At 69.3% G+C, this 18,538-nt stretch carries 5 protein-coding genes; 1 reads left to right on the forward strand and 4 read right to left on the reverse strand.

The features are described from left to right. Positions 1–76: 76 nt before the first annotated feature. From FMP39_RS04740 to FMP39_RS04755, 4 genes are all read right to left on the reverse strand, one after another. Entirely contained in the window at positions 77–6,256 is a 6,180-nt protein-coding gene (locus FMP39_RS04740; protein ID WP_141588803.1) for a non-ribosomal peptide synthetase, read from the reverse strand. Further along, positions 6,253–9,540, reverse strand: a complete 3,288-nt coding sequence (locus FMP39_RS04745) for a non-ribosomal peptide synthetase (RefSeq protein WP_141588804.1) — start codon at positions 9,538–9,540, stop codon at positions 6,253–6,255. Before FMP39_RS04745 ends, FMP39_RS04740 begins: the two co-directional genes overlap by 4 nt. Before the next feature lie 107 nt (positions 9,541–9,647). Further along, positions 9,648–10,658: a GNAT family N-acetyltransferase gene (locus tag FMP39_RS04750; protein WP_228557671.1), complete on the reverse strand. Its 1,011-nt coding sequence runs from the start codon at positions 10,656–10,658 to the stop codon at positions 9,648–9,650. 61 nt (positions 10,659–10,719) lie between these two features. After that, positions 10,720–12,030 carry a hypothetical protein gene (locus FMP39_RS04755; RefSeq protein ID WP_141588806.1) on the reverse strand — a complete coding sequence of 437 codons (1,311 nt, stop codon included), beginning with the start codon at positions 12,028–12,030 and terminating at the stop codon, positions 10,720–10,722. Between the two features lie 291 nt (positions 12,031–12,321). Between FMP39_RS04755 and FMP39_RS04760 the strand changes: the two genes are divergently transcribed. Then, entirely contained in the window at positions 12,322–18,537 is a 6,216-nt protein-coding gene (locus FMP39_RS04760; protein ID WP_141588833.1) for a non-ribosomal peptide synthetase, read from the forward strand. Position 18,538: the final 1 nt, after the last annotated feature.

Raw genomic sequence — 18,538 nt, forward strand, 5'->3', positions numbered from 1 at the left:
CGCTGCTGCCGGATCCGCCTCGCCACGGTGAGCTGGGGCTGCTTCCGGGGTGGGCCGGGAGCGCTCCCCTCTACCGCTACCTGCGAATTGCGGATTTTGCGGAATTCTCGCAGACGCTGCTACCTGATTCAACCTGCGCCGGGGGCACCCACTCCTGGAGTCCCTCCATCAACGCACAGAGTCTCTGTTCGGGGTCCCCGAGGAGACGCTCGAGCACGTACTGCATTTTCGCCAGCGCACGGGTGGCCGTGTCCTCGTCAATCCGATCGCGCTGCCAGCCGAGTTCGAGCCTCAGCGGTGGGCCCGGGACTGCCACCAGTGACAGCGGGTAGGGCCAGCGATCGATGATCCGCATGGCCTCTACCGTGAACCCCGGTGCCGTGCGTTCGAGGACGAAGCGGATGGGGTAGTTCTCGAAGCGGAGGACGCTGTCGAACAGGGGGTTGTCGTCTGGCAGCCCGGTCCAACGCCTCAACGCCGAGAGTGGAACGTGGCCGAACTGACGCTGCTCGGCCTGTTGGGCTTGCAACTGGGCCAGCCACTCGAGGACGGGAGCGCCCGGTACCAACTGGACCCGCGTAGGAAGCGTGTTGATGAGGTGCCCGACCATGTCCTCCACACCCGGGAGGTCCACGGGGCGCACGGCCGCGGTCACCCCGAAGACGACCTCCTCGGCGCGAGGGCCATTGGCCAGGACCAGTGCCCACGCACCTTGGATGAGGGTGTTCAGCGTGAGCCGGTGTGTCCTCGCCAGTTCCTGGAGCGCCGTTGTGGTGGCCGGCGCCATCTCGAGCGTTCGTTCCGCATACCGCGCATGCTCCAGAGGTCGCTGCCCGCCGGCTGGGGCGTGGGAGGCCGCCGGTGGTCCGGCCAGGCCCGCCAACTCGCGCCGCCAGTATTCCTCCGCGCGCCAGGGCTGCTGGCGCTGCACCCAGGCGACGAGTTCCCGGAAGGGGGGCCGCGGCGGCAGCTCCACGGGGACACCGCGCGAGAGGCTGCCGTACACCGTGAACACCTCTTCCAGCAGCAGGGACATGCTCCAACCGTCGAGCATGCCGTGGTGGCTGCTCCACACGAGGTGGCATGCCTGAGGCGCGAGCTGGATGAACGTGAGCCGTAGCAGCGGCGGCCGGTCTGGGCTGAAGCCGATCTCACGGTCTGCCTCGAGGAATTGCTCCAGCAGGACGCGCGCCTCACTGTCCGTTCGCTTCGTCCAGTCGAGCCGCTCGACGGGGAGCGAGGGGGCGCGGTGGACGAGCTGGTGGGGCTCCGCCGTCGCCTCCAGCGCCACCGAGCCACGGAGCGCCGGGTGCCGCTCCATCACACGCTGGCAGGCCGCGACGAAGGCGTCCGGCGAGAAGGTGCCCACCAATCGGCACGAGAGCTGGGTGAAGTAAGCCCACGCCCCGGGGTGGGCTCGCGTGTGCTCGAACATCTCGCGCTGGCCAAGCACGAGGGGATACACGTCTTCCGTGCCGGGCGCCTCCGCCAGCAGGCGCTCAAGAGACACCGGTGCCAGCCGCGCAAGCGGGAAACGGGCCGCGCGGCCCCGGTGTCCGCCCGCGCGTGAGAGCGCGACGAGCTCCCTCAGCACCTGGAGGAAGCGCTCCGCGAGTCGGGCGATCGTCGAGGCGTGGTGGCGGGCCTCGCTGTAGGCCCAGCCGATCCTCAGCCGACCGGCGTGGATGAGTCCGTTGACCTCGAGCGCGTGGGTGCGCGGCGCCAGGGGGCTGATGGTCGGGCCTGGGGACTCTTCCGCGGGCCGAAAGAGGCCGTCGCCCGCGAACACCTGATCGAATTGTCCCAGGTAATTGAACAGCACCTGCGCTTCGTCTGAGGGAGGGCCACCGGCGTCACCCTGGCGCAGGTAGCGCAGGACGCCGAAGTCGATGCCCTGGTTCGGGATGCGCTGGAGCTGGGCCTTCACGGATTCCAGCAACTCCAGGAGGCCGCCACCCGCGGGGGCTTCGAGCACCACAGGGAAGATGGAGGTGAACCACCCCACCGTGCGAGAGAGGTCAACGTCATCGAACAGCGGCTCCCGGCCGTGGCCCTCCAGGTCCACGAGCCACCTTCGGCCCCCCGTCCAATTCGCCAGCACGGAGGTGAGCGCGGTGAGCAGGACATCGTTCATCCCGCAGCGGAACGCCTCAGGCACCTCGCGGAGGAGCGCGGACGTCTCCTCCGCGCCGAGTTCCACGGTGTACGTCCGGGCGTCCGCGGCGGTGTCGCTGGCGGCCGATGCTCCGGGCAGGTCCTCCGGGAGCCTTGCCACATTGGAGCGATCCATCCGCCGCCAGTAGTCGAAGGCGGGGGTGGCGGAGGCCGCGTACTCGCGCAGCCGTCTGGACCAGTGCTGGTACGAGGTGGTCTTCGCAGGGAGGTGGATTTCGTGTCCCTGGAGGAGGGACTGGTACGCCGCCTGGAGATCCTCCAGCAGGACACGCCAGGAGAAGCCGTCCACGGCCAGGTGATGGGCGAGGAGCAGCAGGCGTCCCGCCTTCCCGTCGCCGAGGTCGAACCACACGGCCCTCAGCAATGGACCCTGTTGGAGATCCAGGCTCTCTTGCAGGCTCGCCGCGGTGGCCTCCAACTCGCGGCGCTGATGTTCCGGGGGCAAGCCGGAGAGATTGAACATGCTCACGGCTGGCGCGCGCTCCAGCTCGACACAGTGCTGGGTCCAGCCATGCCCGGTTTCTTCAAAGCGCAGCCGGAGCGCGTCGTGATGGGCCAGGAGCGCCTGGAGCGCCGGCTCGAGGAGGTCCGAGCGGAAGGACGCGTGGGTTTCCAGCAGCACGGCCTGGTTGAAGTGGTGGGGGGCGGGTTGGGGCTGCCGGAAGAACCAGCACTGGATCGGCGTGAGTGGGACGTCACCCTTGACCAGTCCCTGCTCCGCGATGATGGCCCCACCGGTACCCGCCGCCGCGGCGAGTTCCTCGAACGTCTGATGATCGAAGAGTTGCTTCGGGGTCAGGTGCAGGCCGGCCCGGTTCGCCCGGCCGATCAGCTGCACGCCCAGGATGGAGTCGCCGCCGAGGTCGAAGAAGTTGTCGCGGATGCCGACCCGTTCCAGGCGCAGGATCTCGGCACCGAGGGCGCACAGCAGGGCTTGCGTGCGGGTCCGAGGCGCGACGTACGCGTGGTGGGACTCGCGTGCGAGCGCCTCCGGCGCGGGGAGTGCCCTGCGGTCCACCTTGCCGTTCGGCGACAGGGGTAGTGCGTCCAGTGGCACCACCACCGAGGGGACCAGGTGCTCCGGGAGCTTCGCGCGAGCGAGCTGGCGCAGCACCTCGGGCGTCACGTCCGCGCCTTCGTTCGGTACTACGTAGGCCACCAGCCGCTTGCTGCCCTCGAGGTCCTCGCGCGCGACCACCACCACTTCGCGGACGCCGGGGGCCTGGCCGAGCACCCCTTCAATCTCGCCCAGCTCGATGCGATATCCTCGCACCTTGACCTGCTCGTCCCTGCGGCCGAGGAAGTCCAGCACACCATCCGGGAAGCGGCGCACCCGATCCCCAGTCCGGTACAGCCTGGCGCCAGGGATGTCGCCGAACGGATCCGGCACGAAGCGCTCCGCGGTCAGCTCCGGCCGGGCCAGGTAGCCGCGGGCCACGCCGTCCCCGCCGATATAGAGTTCCCCGGGCACTCCCACCGGTACGAGGCGCAGGTGCGCGTCGAGCACGTAGAGCCGCGTGTTCGCGATCGGCCGGCCGATCGCTACTGACCCCGTGCGGGCGTCATCCGGCCTGGCCTCGTGGACGCAGCAGCCCACCACCGTCTCGGTCGGCCCGTACTCATTGATGAGCCGTGTCCCTGGGGCATGGCTCCTCCAGGGCTCCAGCGCTTCGGCGGTCAATGCCTCCCCGCCAATGACGAGCGCTCGCGCCTGTCCGGCCAGCGCCGCCGGGTCGAGCTGCCGCGCGAGCAGCTTCAGGTGCGTCGGCGTCAGCTTGACCAGGCTGAAATCTGGCTTCGAGCGGAGTGCCTTGGCCAGCCCCTCCAGCCGGTCGTCCTCTGGGACCAGCGTCACCGTCCTTCCTGCCACCAGCGGCGCGAGCAGGCTCGTCACCGTCAGGTCGAAGGAGATGGAGGAATGCACCGGAGCCCCCGAGCCCTCCACCACGTGGTACGCGCCGGTACACCAGCTCAGGTAGTTTACCACCCCCCGGTGTTCAATCATCGCCCCCTTCGGCGTGCCGGTGGAGCCCGAGGTGTAGAGGACATACGCCAGGTTCCCGGCGGTGACGGGGACCTCCAGATTCGACGTCGCCTCGCGCGCCAGCGGCTCCTGGTCTGCGTCCAGGCACAGCAGTTGCTCTCCCTGCGAGGGGAGCCGATCGGCGATTCGTTCGAGGGTGACCAGCACCGGAACGCGGGCGTCCCGGAGCATGAAACCGAGCCGCTCGGAGGGGTAGGTGGGGTCGAGCGGGAGGTACGCACCGCCCGCCTTGAGGATGCCGAACAAGCCCACCACCAACTCCGGACCGCGCTCGAGGCACAGGCCGACCACCGTCTCGGGGCCAACGCCCATCGCCCGCAGGCGCCTGGCGAGCTGGTTCGCCCGCTCGTTCAGCTCGCGGTAGCAGAGCGTGAAGCCTTCGTGGAGGACCGCGAGGGACTCGGGCGTCCGGCGGACCTGCTCCTCGAAGAGCGTATGAACGCAGGCTGCGTGGGGGTACTCCGTCCGGGTGTCATTCCAGACGGCGAGCAGTTGCTGCTCCTCATCCGCGGACAGGAGCGGGAGCGCGGAGATGCGGCAGCCAGGGTCCGCCACCGCGCCCGCCAGGAGCCGCTGGAAGTGCGCCACCATCCGGCGGATGGTGCCTTCATCGAACAGCTCCGTGCTGTACTCCCACTTGCACTCCAGCCCCCGAGGCGTCTCCGCCACGAAGACGGTGAGGTCCAATTTCGCGGAGGCCTGTTCCACCTCCACCGGCTGAATCGTGAGCCCGGGCAGCGACAGCTCCGAGAGCGCCACGTCCTGGAGCAGGAGTTTGACTTGAAAGATGGACGCATGGCCCCGGCTCCGCTCGGGATTGAGCACCTTGACCAGCTCCTCGAAAGGCAGGTCCTGATGCGCGTACGCGTCCAGCGCCGTGGCGCGCACCTGCCCGAGCAGCTCCCGGAATGGGGGATCTCCTTCGAAGCGGGTGCGCAGCGCGAGCTGGTTGACGAAGAAGCCGATCAGCCCCTGGGTCTCGGCGCGGCTGCGATTGGCCACGTCCGTGCCCACGACGATGTCATCCTGTCCGGTGTAGCGATGAAGGAGCGCTTGGAACGCCGCCATCAGCATCATGAACAGGGTCGCGCCTTCGCGCCGGGCCGCTGCCCGGAGCGCCTCCGCCAGCTCCGTGGGAATGAGGGACGCGAGGCTGGCGCCCGCGCCACTCCACGCCGCCGGACGCGGCCGGTCCGTTGGCAACGCCAGCACCTGCGGCGCGCCCGCGAGCTGCCGCCGCCAATACGAGAGCTGGCGTTCGAGCACCTCCCCTTGGAGCCAGCTTCGTTGCCAGAGCGCGAAGTCCGCGTACTGGATGGGCAACTCCGGTAGCGCGGGCCCGGTGCCGGGGGCCGCGGTGTAGAGCGCGGCCACCTCCCGCACGAGCACGGTCTCGGACCAACCGTCCGAGACAATGTGGTGGAGGGTGAGCAGCAGCACGTGGTCGTCCGGAGCGAGCCGCAGCAGGGTGGTCCGCACGAGCGGCCCCCGGGTCAGATCGAATGGCCGCGAGGACTCTTCCCGAGCCATCCTCGAGGCCATCGCCTCTCGGCCGTCAGGCGGATGTTCCTCGAGCGACACCAACGGGACGGGATGGGGGGCTGGCGGGGTGATGTGCTGGAATGGCTGGTCCTCGGCCATCTGGAAGGTGGTGCGCAGCGACTCGTGACGCCGCACGACCTCGGAGCAGGCGCGCCGGAATGCCTCCACGTCCAGCGGGCCGCGCAATCTGAGCGGCACCGCCATGTTGTACAGGGCGCTGTCCGGCTCGAGCCGGTCGAGGAACCACAGCCGCTGCTGCGCGAACGACAGCGGAATCCGCGGGGGCCGTGGTGCGCTCGGGATGATGGCGTGGGTGGGGGTGGCCGCGTGGGCCTCTCGAAGGAAGTCGATCAGCTCCGATTTGTGGGCGCGCAAGGACGCGCGCAGCTCCTCGGTGAGCACGCCCTTGGGCGCGCTGCAACGGAGCTGCTCCTGCTCCAGCCACAGCCTTACGCCCTGCTGGCGCAGCTCCGTGACCAGCTCGAGGACTGTCACAACTCCACCTCTTCGCGCTCGACGTCCTCCGGCTCGTCCTTGGGAGGGCCCGAGGCCGCCCAGCGGAGGGCCTCGATCTTTTCTGCCAGCCGGGCCACGGTGGTCAGCTCGAACAGGGTCCGCAGCGGCAGGTCGATGCCGAAGAGTTCGCGCAGCCGGGAGTGCGCGCGGACAGCGAGCAGCGAATGGCCGCCGAGCTCGAAGAAATCATCCTCGACGCCGATCGGCTGGCGCGACAGCACCTCTTGCCAGAGCGCCACGAGCCGCTCCTCCACATCGGAGCGAGGGGGCGAGGGCGCACGCGCTTCCTGGGCAGCGGCGGCGTCCGGTATGGGCAACGCCTTGCGGTCCACCTTCCCGTTGGCGTTCAGCGGCAACGCGGGCAACACGACGAAGACAGAGGGCATCATGTAGTGCGGCAGATGTCCCTGGAGGAACTCACGGAGGAGGGTGATGCCCTCGTGGCCGTCGCGGCTGCTGCCCCCGGCAGCTCCGGGCCAGGTGCCCTCGCGCGGCACCACATAGGCCACCAGTTGTTTGCCGCGGGTGGGCAGCTCGCGCGCCACCACCACGGCTTGCCTGACCGTTGGATGCCGGGCGAGCACCGACTCCACCTCACCGGGCTCCACCCGGAAGCCGCGGATCTTCACCTGGAAGTCCGCCCGGTCGAGGAACTCGATGCTTCCGTCGGGGCGATAGCGGCAGATGTCACCCGTCTTGTAGAAGCGCGCCCCGCTGAGGGTGGAGAACGGGTCCGGTAGGAACGATGCGGCCGTGCGCGTGGGATTGTTCAGGTAGCCGCGGCCCACCCCGATGCCGCCAATGTACAGCTCCCCAGCGAGCCCGACCGGCACCGGACGCAGCCGCGAATCCAGGATGTACATCGTCAGGTTCGGCAGCGCGTAGCCCACCGGTACGCGCTCCTCGTCGTCCGGTGGTGGCTGGGACACCGTGTAGAGGTTCGTGTCGTCCGAGGTCTCCGTCGGGCCGTAGGCATTGAGCAGCGGCACGCGCGGGTACAGTTTCAGCCACCGTCTGCAAAGCGCTGGCGGGAGCACCTCGCCGGTGGGAATGAGGCAGTGGAGCGACTGCATCGGCAACCGCGCGGGGTCCATCCGCTCGAGCTGCTCAATCATCGCCGTCAGCAACGCGGGAACCACCTCGAGGACGGTGATGCCTGTCCGGTCCAACTCCGCCAGGAAGCTGGCGGGATCCCGCGTCAGCTCGGTGTCGAGAATCTGGACGCGTGCTCCCAGCAGCAGCGGGGCGAGGAACTGCCAGACGGAGATGTCGAAGCACTGTGAGGCCGTTTGAGCCATCACGTCCGCCGGCCCCAGCCGCAGGAAATCAATCATGCCGCGCATGTGGTTGATCTTCCCAGCGTGCTCCAGCATGGCGCCTTTGGGGGCGCCCGTAGAGCCGGACGTGTAGATGACATACGCCAGGTTCCGCCCGTGGCTGCGGCACGGCGGATCGTCCGCTGGCGCCTGGCGCTCCAGCAGTTCCGGGATCTCCAACGCGCGTGGCCGGGCACCGGCGGGCAGGAGCGCCAGCGCCGCGTCGAGCAGCGCGCGGCGTTCTCGGGACACCACCACCATGGGGGTCTGGCTCTGCCCGAGGATCTGCGCCAACCGCTCGGCGGGGTGGTCCGGATCCAACGGGAGGTAGGCGCCTCCCGCCTTGAGAATCCCGACGATGGAGGCGAGGAAGTCCACCCCTCGATCACCGAGCAGCGCGACGACGATGTCGGGCCCCACGCCTTCCGTGATGAGCGGATGCGCCAGCTGGTTGGCCCGGGCGTTGAGCTCGCGGTAGGTGAGCTGGGCGTCGCGGTGAGTCACCGCGATCGCGTCCGGAGTCCGTGCGGCCTGCTCCTGGATGAGCTGCGGGATGGAGCTGTTGAACGGGTAGTCCGCCCGCTGCTGGTTCCAGTCGAGCAGGACTTGCTGGCGCTCGGCGTCCGGCAGCATCGAGAGTTCGTCCAGGCGCCGCCCGGGGTGATGGGCCAGCTCCTCGAGCAGCCGCGCGTAGTGCGTCAGCAGCCGCGCGAGCGTCGCGTCGTCGAGCTGCCGGCGATCGTAGCTCGCCAGGAGGGTGAAGGCAGGACCGGGGACAACGTCGATGTGAAGGATGTAGCTGGTGAAGTCGTAGGTCTCGATGTCCGTGACGGTCGCGCCACCGCCCGGCGAGGTCTCGGCGTGGGCGAAGGGGAAGCTCTCGAAGACGAGCAGCGTTTCGAAGAGGTTCTGTCCGCGCGGCACCTCGCTCCAGCCGTGAATCTGCACGAGCGAGCTGTACTCGTACTGGCGCGCCTCGGCCTGCTCGCGCTGGAGCTGTTGGAGGTATGGCAGGACGAGGCCATCCGGATCGACCCGCGTCCGCACCGGCTGGGTGTTGATGAACATCCCCACCATGGATTGCGCGCCCGGCAGGTCGGCGGGCCGTCCGGATACCGTGGTTCCAAAAACGACGTCGGACTGGCCGCTATAGCGGCTGAGCAGCAGCGCCCAGATGCCTTGGAAGAGGGTGTTCGGCGTCAGCGCGTGCGTCCGGGCAAGGGCGCGGAGCTGCTCCGACGTCTCTTCGGAGAGAATGAGTGAGGAGCGCCCATGCCAGGAACCCTCGGCCTTCGTGGCCCGCGCCACCGGCAGGGGCGTGGGTGAGGAGAAGCCTGCCAGCCGCTCGCGCCAGAAGTGCTCCGCCTGCCCGGATGATTGCTGTTGGAGCCAGGCAATGTAGTCGCGGTAGGGACGCGTGGCGCTGCGCGCAGGGCGTTCGCCCCGGGCGAGCGCGTGGTACGCGTCGAGGCACTCCTCGAGGAGCAGCCCGAGTGACCAGCCATCCAGCAGCAGGTGATGACAGCTCCAGACGAAGGTGTGGGTCCGAGGGCCGGTGCGGATGAGGAGCAGCCGCATGAGCGGCGCCTGGTCGAGCGCGAACCCGCGCTGGCGATCCGCATCGAGGAGGGCCGCCAGCTCACGACGCTGTGCCTCGGGTGCGAGGTGGCCCCAATCCTGCCGGGTGAGCTGCACGGAGACGGCGCGGTGGACGACCTGGAGGGGCTCCTCCAACTCCTCCCAGGTGAACGAGGTGCGTAGCGCTGGGTGCTGATCGAGGACGTGCTGCCACGCTGCCTCGAAGTGCGCCGGCTCCACGTGCCCCTCCAGTGTGCACGTAATCTGGAGGAAATACTGTCCTGCCTCGGGAGCGTACAGGGTGTGGAAGAGCATCCCCTGTTGCAGGGGCGAGAGCGGGTAGATGTCTTCGATGGCGTGGTGTGACATCAGTCAGCCCGTCCGGTTCGTTGAGAGGGACACGCCGCGAGCAGGGCGGCAATGTGAGAGGTACCGTTGTTTCAATGGCAGTTCAATCCAGGGAACACGTTCCACGCCTATGTATGGGTGGAGCGTGCGCCGCGCGCCCACGCCACGCGTTCGTCGATGCGGCGGCTCAACCGGTAGAGGGCTGGACTGAAGCCCATGCGGGGCCAGGCGCGGGAGGCGGTCAGATTGGTTGCGCGCCAATCGGTGACACAGGCGCGGTATCCCATTCGCCTGGCCTCCTCCACGCCGCGCGCGAACAGCGCACGGCCAACGCCGCGGCAGCGAACGTCCTCCCGTGTGACCCCTACCGTGAAGGTGACGCTATTCGGGGGCGTCAGCACTTCGTCGGGGGACTGTTCAGCAGGGCTGAAGATGGCGAACCCGAGCAGCCGTCCGTCCTGCTCGGCGATCCAGATGCGATCGGCTTCGCCCTCAATCAACTCCGTGTAGTCCTGCGGCCAGTCTTCGGAGAACTCGGGCAGGTACGGCGCGAACACCGGTGACTCGCGCTGGTGCTCGGAGATGAGCCCCGCCATTTCCAGGAGCCGGGCCAAATCGTCCATGCCCGCGCGGCGGATCCGGAGGGGGCTGTCCAGGACGCCAGGCCGAAGGTCCACCGGGTCCAGGGAACGGAGCGCGTGGACTTGCTCATGCCCGAAGCCGGCGCCGTACCAGGCCTCGAGCGCGGGACGATCATGGGCGGGGACGAGCGCGGCGTGAACGAAGCAGCCGTCCTGGGCCCACTGCGCGGCCAGGGCCGCATACAGGTCGCGGTACACCTCGGGACTCGTTCCCGGGGCGAGCGCGTGGCCGGGCGCGAACAGCCAAGCCGAGCGCCCCCATGTGGTGTCGATCCGCAGTGTCCCGAGGGCGAAGCCGATGAGCTGCCCGTTCTGGAGCGCGGCGAAGCCGCTCGTGCGAGGCCGCTGCCGGAGCGCTTCCAGGATCCGCCGCGCTTCGGTGGCTGACTCGGGCTCACCCGGCAACAGCGGGAGCGCGGCCCGGTGGGCGCGGTGCCGCAGGGCGAGCAGCGAGGCGGCCGCTTCCAGGTGCTCGTTCACGAAGGGGACCAGGTTCATGGTCCGAGCTTGTCCCGTCTTCCTCGGACAGTCCATGTTCCCTGGAAGCCACGCCGCGGCCTCACTCCACGGGCTGCGTCAACGCCAGACGCACCAGTCGCATCGCTTGTTCGAGCAGCTTGGGGTCGTCGGATGGGAAGCGGTAGGGGAACCGGTAGCGCGCGCGCAGCGACGCCACACGCCCTGCGAGCTGCTCCGCCGGTTGCGTCTGGAGGATCGCCGCGACGAAGAGCCCGGCGAGCTCCTCCATGTCGTCGGCCATGAGTCCGTGGTACGTGGGCTCGTTCAGGCCGACCCGGAGGACCGGTTCAGGAATGCCGGGCAGCGATGGATAGGCATTGGTGCGGATGCCCGCGTCGAACAGCCGCTGGCTCGCGGTGAACGCGTCCACGCCGGATGCCCGCGTCCGGACCCAGAGCTGATGGCCGGCCGAGAAGCCGCGTTCCTTGCCGTCAAGCTCCAACCCAAGACGATCGAGCGCGGCGCCGAAGCGCCGGGTATTCAGCACCACCTGGGCGGCGTACTGCTCACCCCGGCAGTGCTTGAACTCGAGCAGCGCCAACGCCAGGCTCACCGTCGCGCCGAAGTGGTGGCTGCTCACCATGTACTGCTGGGTTGCTCGGAAGCGCTCGAAGAGCTCCCTCCGGTTGGTGGCGAAGATGGCCTTCTGCGGTCCTGGGAAGGTCTTGTGGGTGGAGCCGCCGAAGGAGTGGGCGCCCTCCGCGAGCGGATTGGGCAGCTGGCGGCCAAGCACCAGACCCATCCAATGGCTTGCGTCGATGTGGAGCAGGGCGTTCGGGGCCTCTCGCTGGACGGCCCGCGCCAGCCGTTCGACGCCCAGGGGAAACAGCGCATTGGACTGATCGATGTAGACGAGCCCCGGCTGGTGGGCGCGCAGCGTCTCGGCGAACTGTGTCTCGTCCACGGTGTGCGCGTCGGGCCCCGTGGCGTAGCAGACCTTCAATCCCAGCCGGGCGGCGACGCTCGCGGTCGCATAGTGCCCGCCCTGGGCGCGGGATAGCAGCATCACCGTGGAGCCTGGGGGGCCTCCGAACGCGGACAGCGTCAGGGTCATCAGGTTCAACCCGGACAGCGCGCGCACGTTGACGAACTCGGCGCCGGCCAGCTCGCGCAGCAGCGGTCTCGCCAGCTCGGTCTCCAGCGAGGACAGCTCTTCTACGCCCCGGAACTCCCAGGGCTCCTCTTCTGCCCCATCATTGAAAAAATAGCGGTGGTGTAGATCGAGCAGCATCGGCAGCTTGGCCAGCGCCGACATGCTGTTCTCGCTCGGCACCATGTTCAGGGTGCGCGCGGCGCGTGTCTCGTGCTGTTCGAGGCGGGTCAGGATCTCTGAGATCTGTTCCAGGTCCACGGACACTCCTTGAGAGAGGCCCGCGAGACAGGCCTCCTCTGTGCAATCCTAACGTCATGTGCCTAGCGCTGGTTCGCTGGCGGAGCCGCGAGCGGCACTTGCATGACTTTCTCATGATTGGCACAATCCTGGACTCTCACCGGAGGGTTCAGGATGAACGTCCGGATGCGCAGCCCCCACGTCGCGTGAGCACGTCCAGACGGCAGCGCGCTTCAGCCGTTCCCGGGCGGGCGCGTGGGCCGGGTGGGGAAGCGTTCGAGGCGGTGAGGAATGGCAAGGTCGACACCGCAGGTGGGTCTCCCTCTCGAGGACGCTTCATCCTTCCTGCTGCACGAGCAGGTCGCGGAGCAGGCCCGGCGCACGCCGGACGCCATCGCGATCTGGTCCGAAGAGGAGGAGGTGTCCTACGGGGAGCTGGAGGCTCGTGCCAACCGGCTCGCCCACCACCTGCGGCGGCTGGGGGTGGGACCCGAGTCCATCGTGGGACTGCACGTCCCTCGCTCCATCGACATGGTGGTCTGTGTGCTCGGCATCTGGAAGGCGGCGGGTGCCTATCTTCCGCTCGATCCGGAGTACCCCGCCGAGCGCCTGCGGCTCTTCCTGGCGGAGGCGCGCGCGGACCTGCTGGTGACCTCCGGCTCCGTGGACGTGCGATGGGAGTGGGGCGGCCATCGCGCCGTCGAGCTGCGGCGGGATGCGGCCCGGATTGCTTCCGAGCCCGATTCTCCGCCCGATAACGGACCCACCGCCGAGCACCTGGCCTACGTCATCTACACATCGGGCTCTACTGGGAGCCCGAAGGGCGTGATGGTGACGCACCAGGCGGTGGCCAACCACTTGCGCTGGCGTCAGGAGACGTACCCTCTGGGCGCGGCAGACGCGTTCCTGCAAAAGGCCTCCCTGAGCTTTGACATCTCGGTCTGGGAGATCTTCGCGCCGCTGATCGCTGGCGCGCGCCTGGTGCTCGCTCGGCCGGGCGGGCAGCGGGATGGAAGCTACCTGGCCGGCTTGATCGCGCGGCAGAACGTGTCCGTCGCGCACTTCGGCCCCACGCTGCTTCGGGTGCTGCTGGCGGCGCCGGAGCTGGAGCGCTGCCTATCGCTGCGGCACGTCTTCTGTGGTGGCGAGGTGGTCCCGGTCTCCTTGTGTGAGCGGTTGCTGGCGCGGGTGCCGGCGCGGCTTCACCACCAATATGGGCCGACCGAGGCGACCATCGATGCCTCCTGCTGGGACTGTGTCCCGGGGGAGACGCGCCCCTATGTCCCGATGGGAGCGCCGGTGGCGAAGACGCGGCTCCATGTCCTGGACGCACGCGGTTTCCTCTCCGCGCCGGGTGAGGTGGGGGAGCTCTTCATCGGGGGCGTGGGGCTGGCGCGGGGATACCTCCGGCGCCCGGACCTCACCGCGGCTGCCTTCGTCCCGGATCCGTTCAGCGAGGAGCCGGGCGCGCGGCTGTACCGCACGGGAGACCTCGTCCGACGGATGCCGGATGGGACGCTGCAGTTCCTTGGCCGCCGCGATCATCAGGTCAAGGTTCGTGGCTACCGTGTCGAGCTGGGTGAGATCGAGGCGGCCCTCGTGGGCCACCCCGGGCTCCGCGAGGCGGTGGTGGTCCATGGCGAAGGGGAGGGCGAGAGCCGACTGGTGGCTTATGTCGTCCCGGCGCGGAATGCCGCGGAGCCGCTTGGGCTCACGGCGCTTCGGGCGTTCCTGGAGCGGTCCTTGCCGGACTACATGGTTCCGGCGGTCTTCGTTCAGTTGGACGGACTTCCCCTGACCCTGACAGGCAAGGTGGACCGTGGCGCGCTGCCCGAGCCATCGGCGTCCAACCGCCTCGTGCCATCAGGCCTTCAGGAGGCGCCGCGGGATTCGCTGGAGGAAAGGCTGTCTCAGCTCTGGGGAGAGGTGCTGCGCGTCGCGCCCCCGGGACGCCACGCGCACTTTCTGGAACTGGGAGGGGACTCCATCCTCGCTGTCCGGATCTCTGCCCGTCTCCGCGAGGCGGGTTGCCGGTGCCGGCCCTCCCAGCTCTTCAGCCATCCCACCATCGCGGAGCTCGCCGGGGTGCTGCGCGCGGCGTCGCAGCAACTCCCGGAGGGAGGGCGCGCCTCCGCTGTCCCGGAGGAAGAGCGGCCCTCTTCTGCCGTGTCAGAGCCGTATCCGCTCACGCCCATGCAGGAGGGAATGCTGTTCCACACGCTGCTCGCGCCCGGTTCGCGCGTGTACCACGAGCAGTTGGAGTTCGAACTCCGCGGTCCGCTCGTTCCGGACCTCATCGAGCAAGCCTGGTGTGAGGTGGGAGCCCGTCATCCGGGGCTGCGGATGCGCTTCCAGTGGGAGGGGCTCTCCGCTCCACGCCAGTCCGAGGCGCGGGAGTTGCCGCCAATCGAGTGGTGGGACTGGCGCTCACAGGAGCCGCTCGCGTTCGAGGAACGGCGCGAGCGTTTTCTCGCCGAGGATCGGGCGCGCGGTTTTGCGCTCACAGACGCGCCGCCGGTGCGCCTGTCGGTGGTCCGGCTGGAGGAGGGGCGGTATTGGGTCGTCTGGATCCTGCACCACCTCGTCTTTGATGGCTGGAGCGCGGCGCTCGTTCTGGGCGAACTCTTCACCACGTACGCGGCGCTCCGGGCTGGGACCCGCCATGCGCTGCCCCCGGCCCGGCCGTACCGGGATTTCGTGCGATGGGTCCGCTCGCGTGACTTCTCCTCGGAGGCTCCGTTCTGGCGGGAATCGCTGGGGCCTGGCGTCTCTCCAACACCCCTGTTCGTGGACCGCCGGCCCACCAACCGCGTGCCGGAGCCGGACGCGGCGCTGCGGCTGCGGCTCGACGCCGGACGGACCGCCCGGCTCAAGGCCCTGGCGGGGCGTCACCGCATCACGCTGAACACGCTTCTGGCGGGAGCGTGGGCCGTGCTCCTGGGGCGCTACAGCGGCCAGCGCGAGGTGATGTTTGGGCTGGCGGTGTCCGGGCGTTCCATCGAACTGGACGGAGTGGAAGGCATCGCCGGGTTGCTGCTCAACACGTTGGCCGTGCGGGTGGAGGTGCCCTCCCAGGCCACCGCCGACGGCTGGCTGCGCACGCTCCAGGCTCGGCTCACCGAGCTCCTTGCTCACGAGCAGACACCGCTCGCCGAGGTCCAGCGGTGGTGCGCCGGCAAGCCCGGTGAGGCGCTCTTCGAGAGCCTGCTCGTCTTCGAGAATTACCCTGCGGAGGCGGCGTGCTGGAGCCCGCCGGGCACCGGGCTCGTTGTCGAGCGCCGCTTCGGCGCGGCGCGTGCTCCCTATGCGCTTACGATCACCGCGCGTCCGGGCGAGGCGCTCGAACTCTGGGCCTCCTACGAGCGCGCCCGGTTCAGCGATGAGGTGATCCAGCGGTTGTTGGGGCACCTGGAGCAGTCACTCTGGGCGCTGGTGGAGGGAGGCTCCAAGGCGTTGGCGTCGCTGGAGTTGCTGCCAGGGGGCGAACTGTCGGCGCTGCTGGAGCGCGGCCGAGGACCGCGAGTGGCACCCGCGGTCGAGGCCGATCTCCCCGCCCTCTTGGAAGCCCAGGCCGCGCGCACTCCGGAGACGGTCGCGGCGGTGTTCCAGGACGAGCGGGTGACGTACCGCGAGCTGGACGCGCGCGCGAACCAGCTTGCCCACATGCTGCGAAGCCATGGCGTCGGTCCAGAGGCGCGGGTGGGGCTCTGTCTCCCGCGCTCGCTGGAGCTGCTGGTCGCGGTGCTGGGGGTGCTCAAAGCGGGTGGGGCATATGTCCCGCTGGATCCAGACTACCCAGCCGAGCGGACGGCCTACATGATGGCGGACGCGGGCGTGACTGTGCTGTTGACGCATTCCGCGGTGCGCGGCCGGCTTCCCACGGGGCAGGTCCGGTCGATCCTCTTCGATGACGTTCGCGGTGAGCTGGCCGCGTTGCCCGCCACGCCTCCGCCGCGATCGGCGCTCTCCACCCGGTTGGCGTACGTCCTCTACACCTCCGGCTCCACCGGGCGTCCCAAGGGCGTGATGGTGACGCACCAGAACGTGCTCAACTTCCTCCAGTCGATGCGGCGCGAGCCGGGGCTGGGGCCCGAGGACGTGGTGCTCGCGCTGACCTCACTCTCCTTCGACATCGCGGGGCTGGAGTTCTTTCTGCCGCTGGCGGTGGGCGCCCGCGTGGTGATTGCTCCGCAGGCGTGGCAACGCGATGGGGCACTCCTGGCCGCGGGGTTGAGCCGGTGCGGCGCGAGCGTGCTGCAGGCCACCCCCGCCACCTGGCAGATGCTGTTGCAGGCCGGGCTCCCGGTGGGCCTGCGGCTGCGAGCCTTCTGCGGTGGAGAGGCCATGTCCCGGCCGCTCGCCTGCGCGCTCGGGGACGCGGCCGTGAGTGTTTGGAACCTGTATGGCCCCACCGAGACGACCATCTGGTCCGCGGTGGCGCGCCTCCAGGGCGAGGAGGCGGAACCGTCGCTCGGACACGCCATCGACAACACGGAGTTGTACGTCCTCGACGCGGTGGGGCGCCCGGTGCCGGTGGGCGTCGCCGGCGAGCTGTTCATCGGCGGTGAGGGGGTGGCTCGGGGCTACCTTGGTCAGCCGGCGCTCACGGCGGAGCGCTTCGTTCCTGATTCCTTCTCGGCCAGGCTGGGGGCGCGCCTGTACCGCACCGGTGATCTCGTCCGCTGGCGGGAGGATGGGGGGCTCGAGTTCCTTGGGCGCATGGACCATCAGGTGAAGGTGCGTGGCCACCGCATCGAGCTGGCGGAGATCGAGACGACGCTCGCCGGGCATCCGGCGGTGGCGCAGGCGGTGGTCGTTGCCCGGGTGCGCGCAGCCGAAGATGTGCGGCTGGTGGCGTACTTCATCCCGCGGACGGGCCAGGACGGGCTGGATGTGCAGGCGCTGCGCCAGTGGCTCTCGGAACGGTTGCCTGGGCCCATGATGCCCACCGCGTTCGTCTCGCTGGCCTGCTTCCCGTTGACGCCGAACGGCAAGGTCGAACGCCGCGCATTGCCAGAGCCGGAGTGGGGGGCGGCTCCACGGGGGACGGGTGCATCCGTCCCGCCGCGGAGCGCCACCGAGCGCGCCGTGGCGGGACTCTGGCGCGAGCTGCTGGGGGGGAGTTCGATTCCCGGCGTGTTCGACAGCTTCTTCACGCTGGGGGGACACTCGCTGCTGGCGGTCCGGTTCGCCATGCGGGCGCACACAACCTTCAGGGTCGAGCTGTCGCTTCAGGCGCTGCTCGAGCAGCCGACCGTCGCGGGGATGGCGGCGGTCATCGACGCGGCGTTGGAGCGCTCACCGGTTCCGAGAGGGGATGCGGAGGTGGATCCGCTGGCCGACGCCGTGCTGCCACCCGGGATCGAACCTCGTGGCGCGATGCCCGCGCGGCCGCGCCCCCCTCGGCACCTCCTGCTGACGGGCGCGACCGGCTTCGTGGGCGCCTTCCTGTTGAAGGAGCTGCTGGAGCGGCTGCCCGCGCGCATCCACTGCCTCATCCGCGCGGCTGGGCGCGAGGAGGCGGGGGCCAGGCTGGAGCGGCGGCTCCGCGCCTATGGACTCTGGGAGGAGCGCTTCCGGGAGCGGATCGAACCTGTCCCGGGAGACCTGGCGAAGCCGGGGCTGGGGCTTTCGTCCGAACAGCTCGGCGCGCTTGCCGGGCGGATCGACGCCATCTACCACTGCGGCGCGGAGGTGAGCTTCCTCTACCCGTACCGGGAGATGCGGGCGCCCAACGTGCAAGCGACGCAGGCGCTTCTGGAGCTTGCGTGCCGGGGCCGGCCGAAAGTGTTCCACCACGTGTCCACGCTGTCCGTCTTCCCGCCGCATCTTCGCCAGGGAGGGGCCCTGCTCACGGAGGACGATGCCATCGAGGGCGCGACGGGCTTCCGCACCGGTTATGCCCAGAGCAAATGGGTGGCGGAGCGGTTGGTGGCGCAGGCCCGCAGCCGGGGAATGCAGGTCGCCATCTACCGCCTGGGCAACGTGACCGGCCACAGCCAGACGGGCGCCTGGAATACCACCGACTTCGTCACCCGAACCCTGAAGAGCTTCATCCAGCTCGGAAGCATGCCGGTGTTGGATGGCACGCTGGACCTGCTCCCGGTGGATTTCGTCGCGAAGGCGATCGTGCACCTGGCGCAAGAGCCGCAATCCCTCGGGAGAACGTTCCATATGAGCCACCCGCGGCCGGTGTCGGCCGGGCTGCTGCAGGGGTGGCTGGAGACGTTGGGCTATTCGCTGCGCAGCATGTCGCAGGCCGAGTGGCTCGATGAGTTGCGGCGGGAGACGGAGCGCCGGGACCACAACGCCCTCTTCGCGCTCGCTCCGCTGATTGGAGCGCGGGAGGCGCCGGGCGGCGCGGGGCCCCTGCAACTGTTTTCATCCTGGGGGCGCGTGGACCACCGGAACACACGCGCGGGATTGGAGGGCAGCGGCATCGAATGCCCGCTGGTGGACGAGTCCCTCTTCCGCACCTACTTCAAGTACTTCGTCGAGAGCGGCTTCCTCCGCGCGCCTGGGGCCTGAG

Source organism: Myxococcus sp. AB056 (assembly GCF_006547365.1).
Lineage (GTDB): Bacteria > Myxococcota > Myxococcia > Myxococcales > Myxococcaceae > Myxococcus > Myxococcus virescens.

What these genes read in the sequence shown, in the direction of transcription:
- FMP39_RS04745 (WP_141588804.1), bottom strand. Translation starts at nt 9,540, where the DNA reads ATGTCACACCACGCCATCGAAGACATCTACCCGCTCTCGCCCCTGCAA.
- FMP39_RS04750 (WP_228557671.1), bottom strand. Translation starts at nt 10,658, where the DNA reads ATGAACCTGGTCCCCTTCGTGAACGAGCACCTGGAAGCGGCCGCCTCG.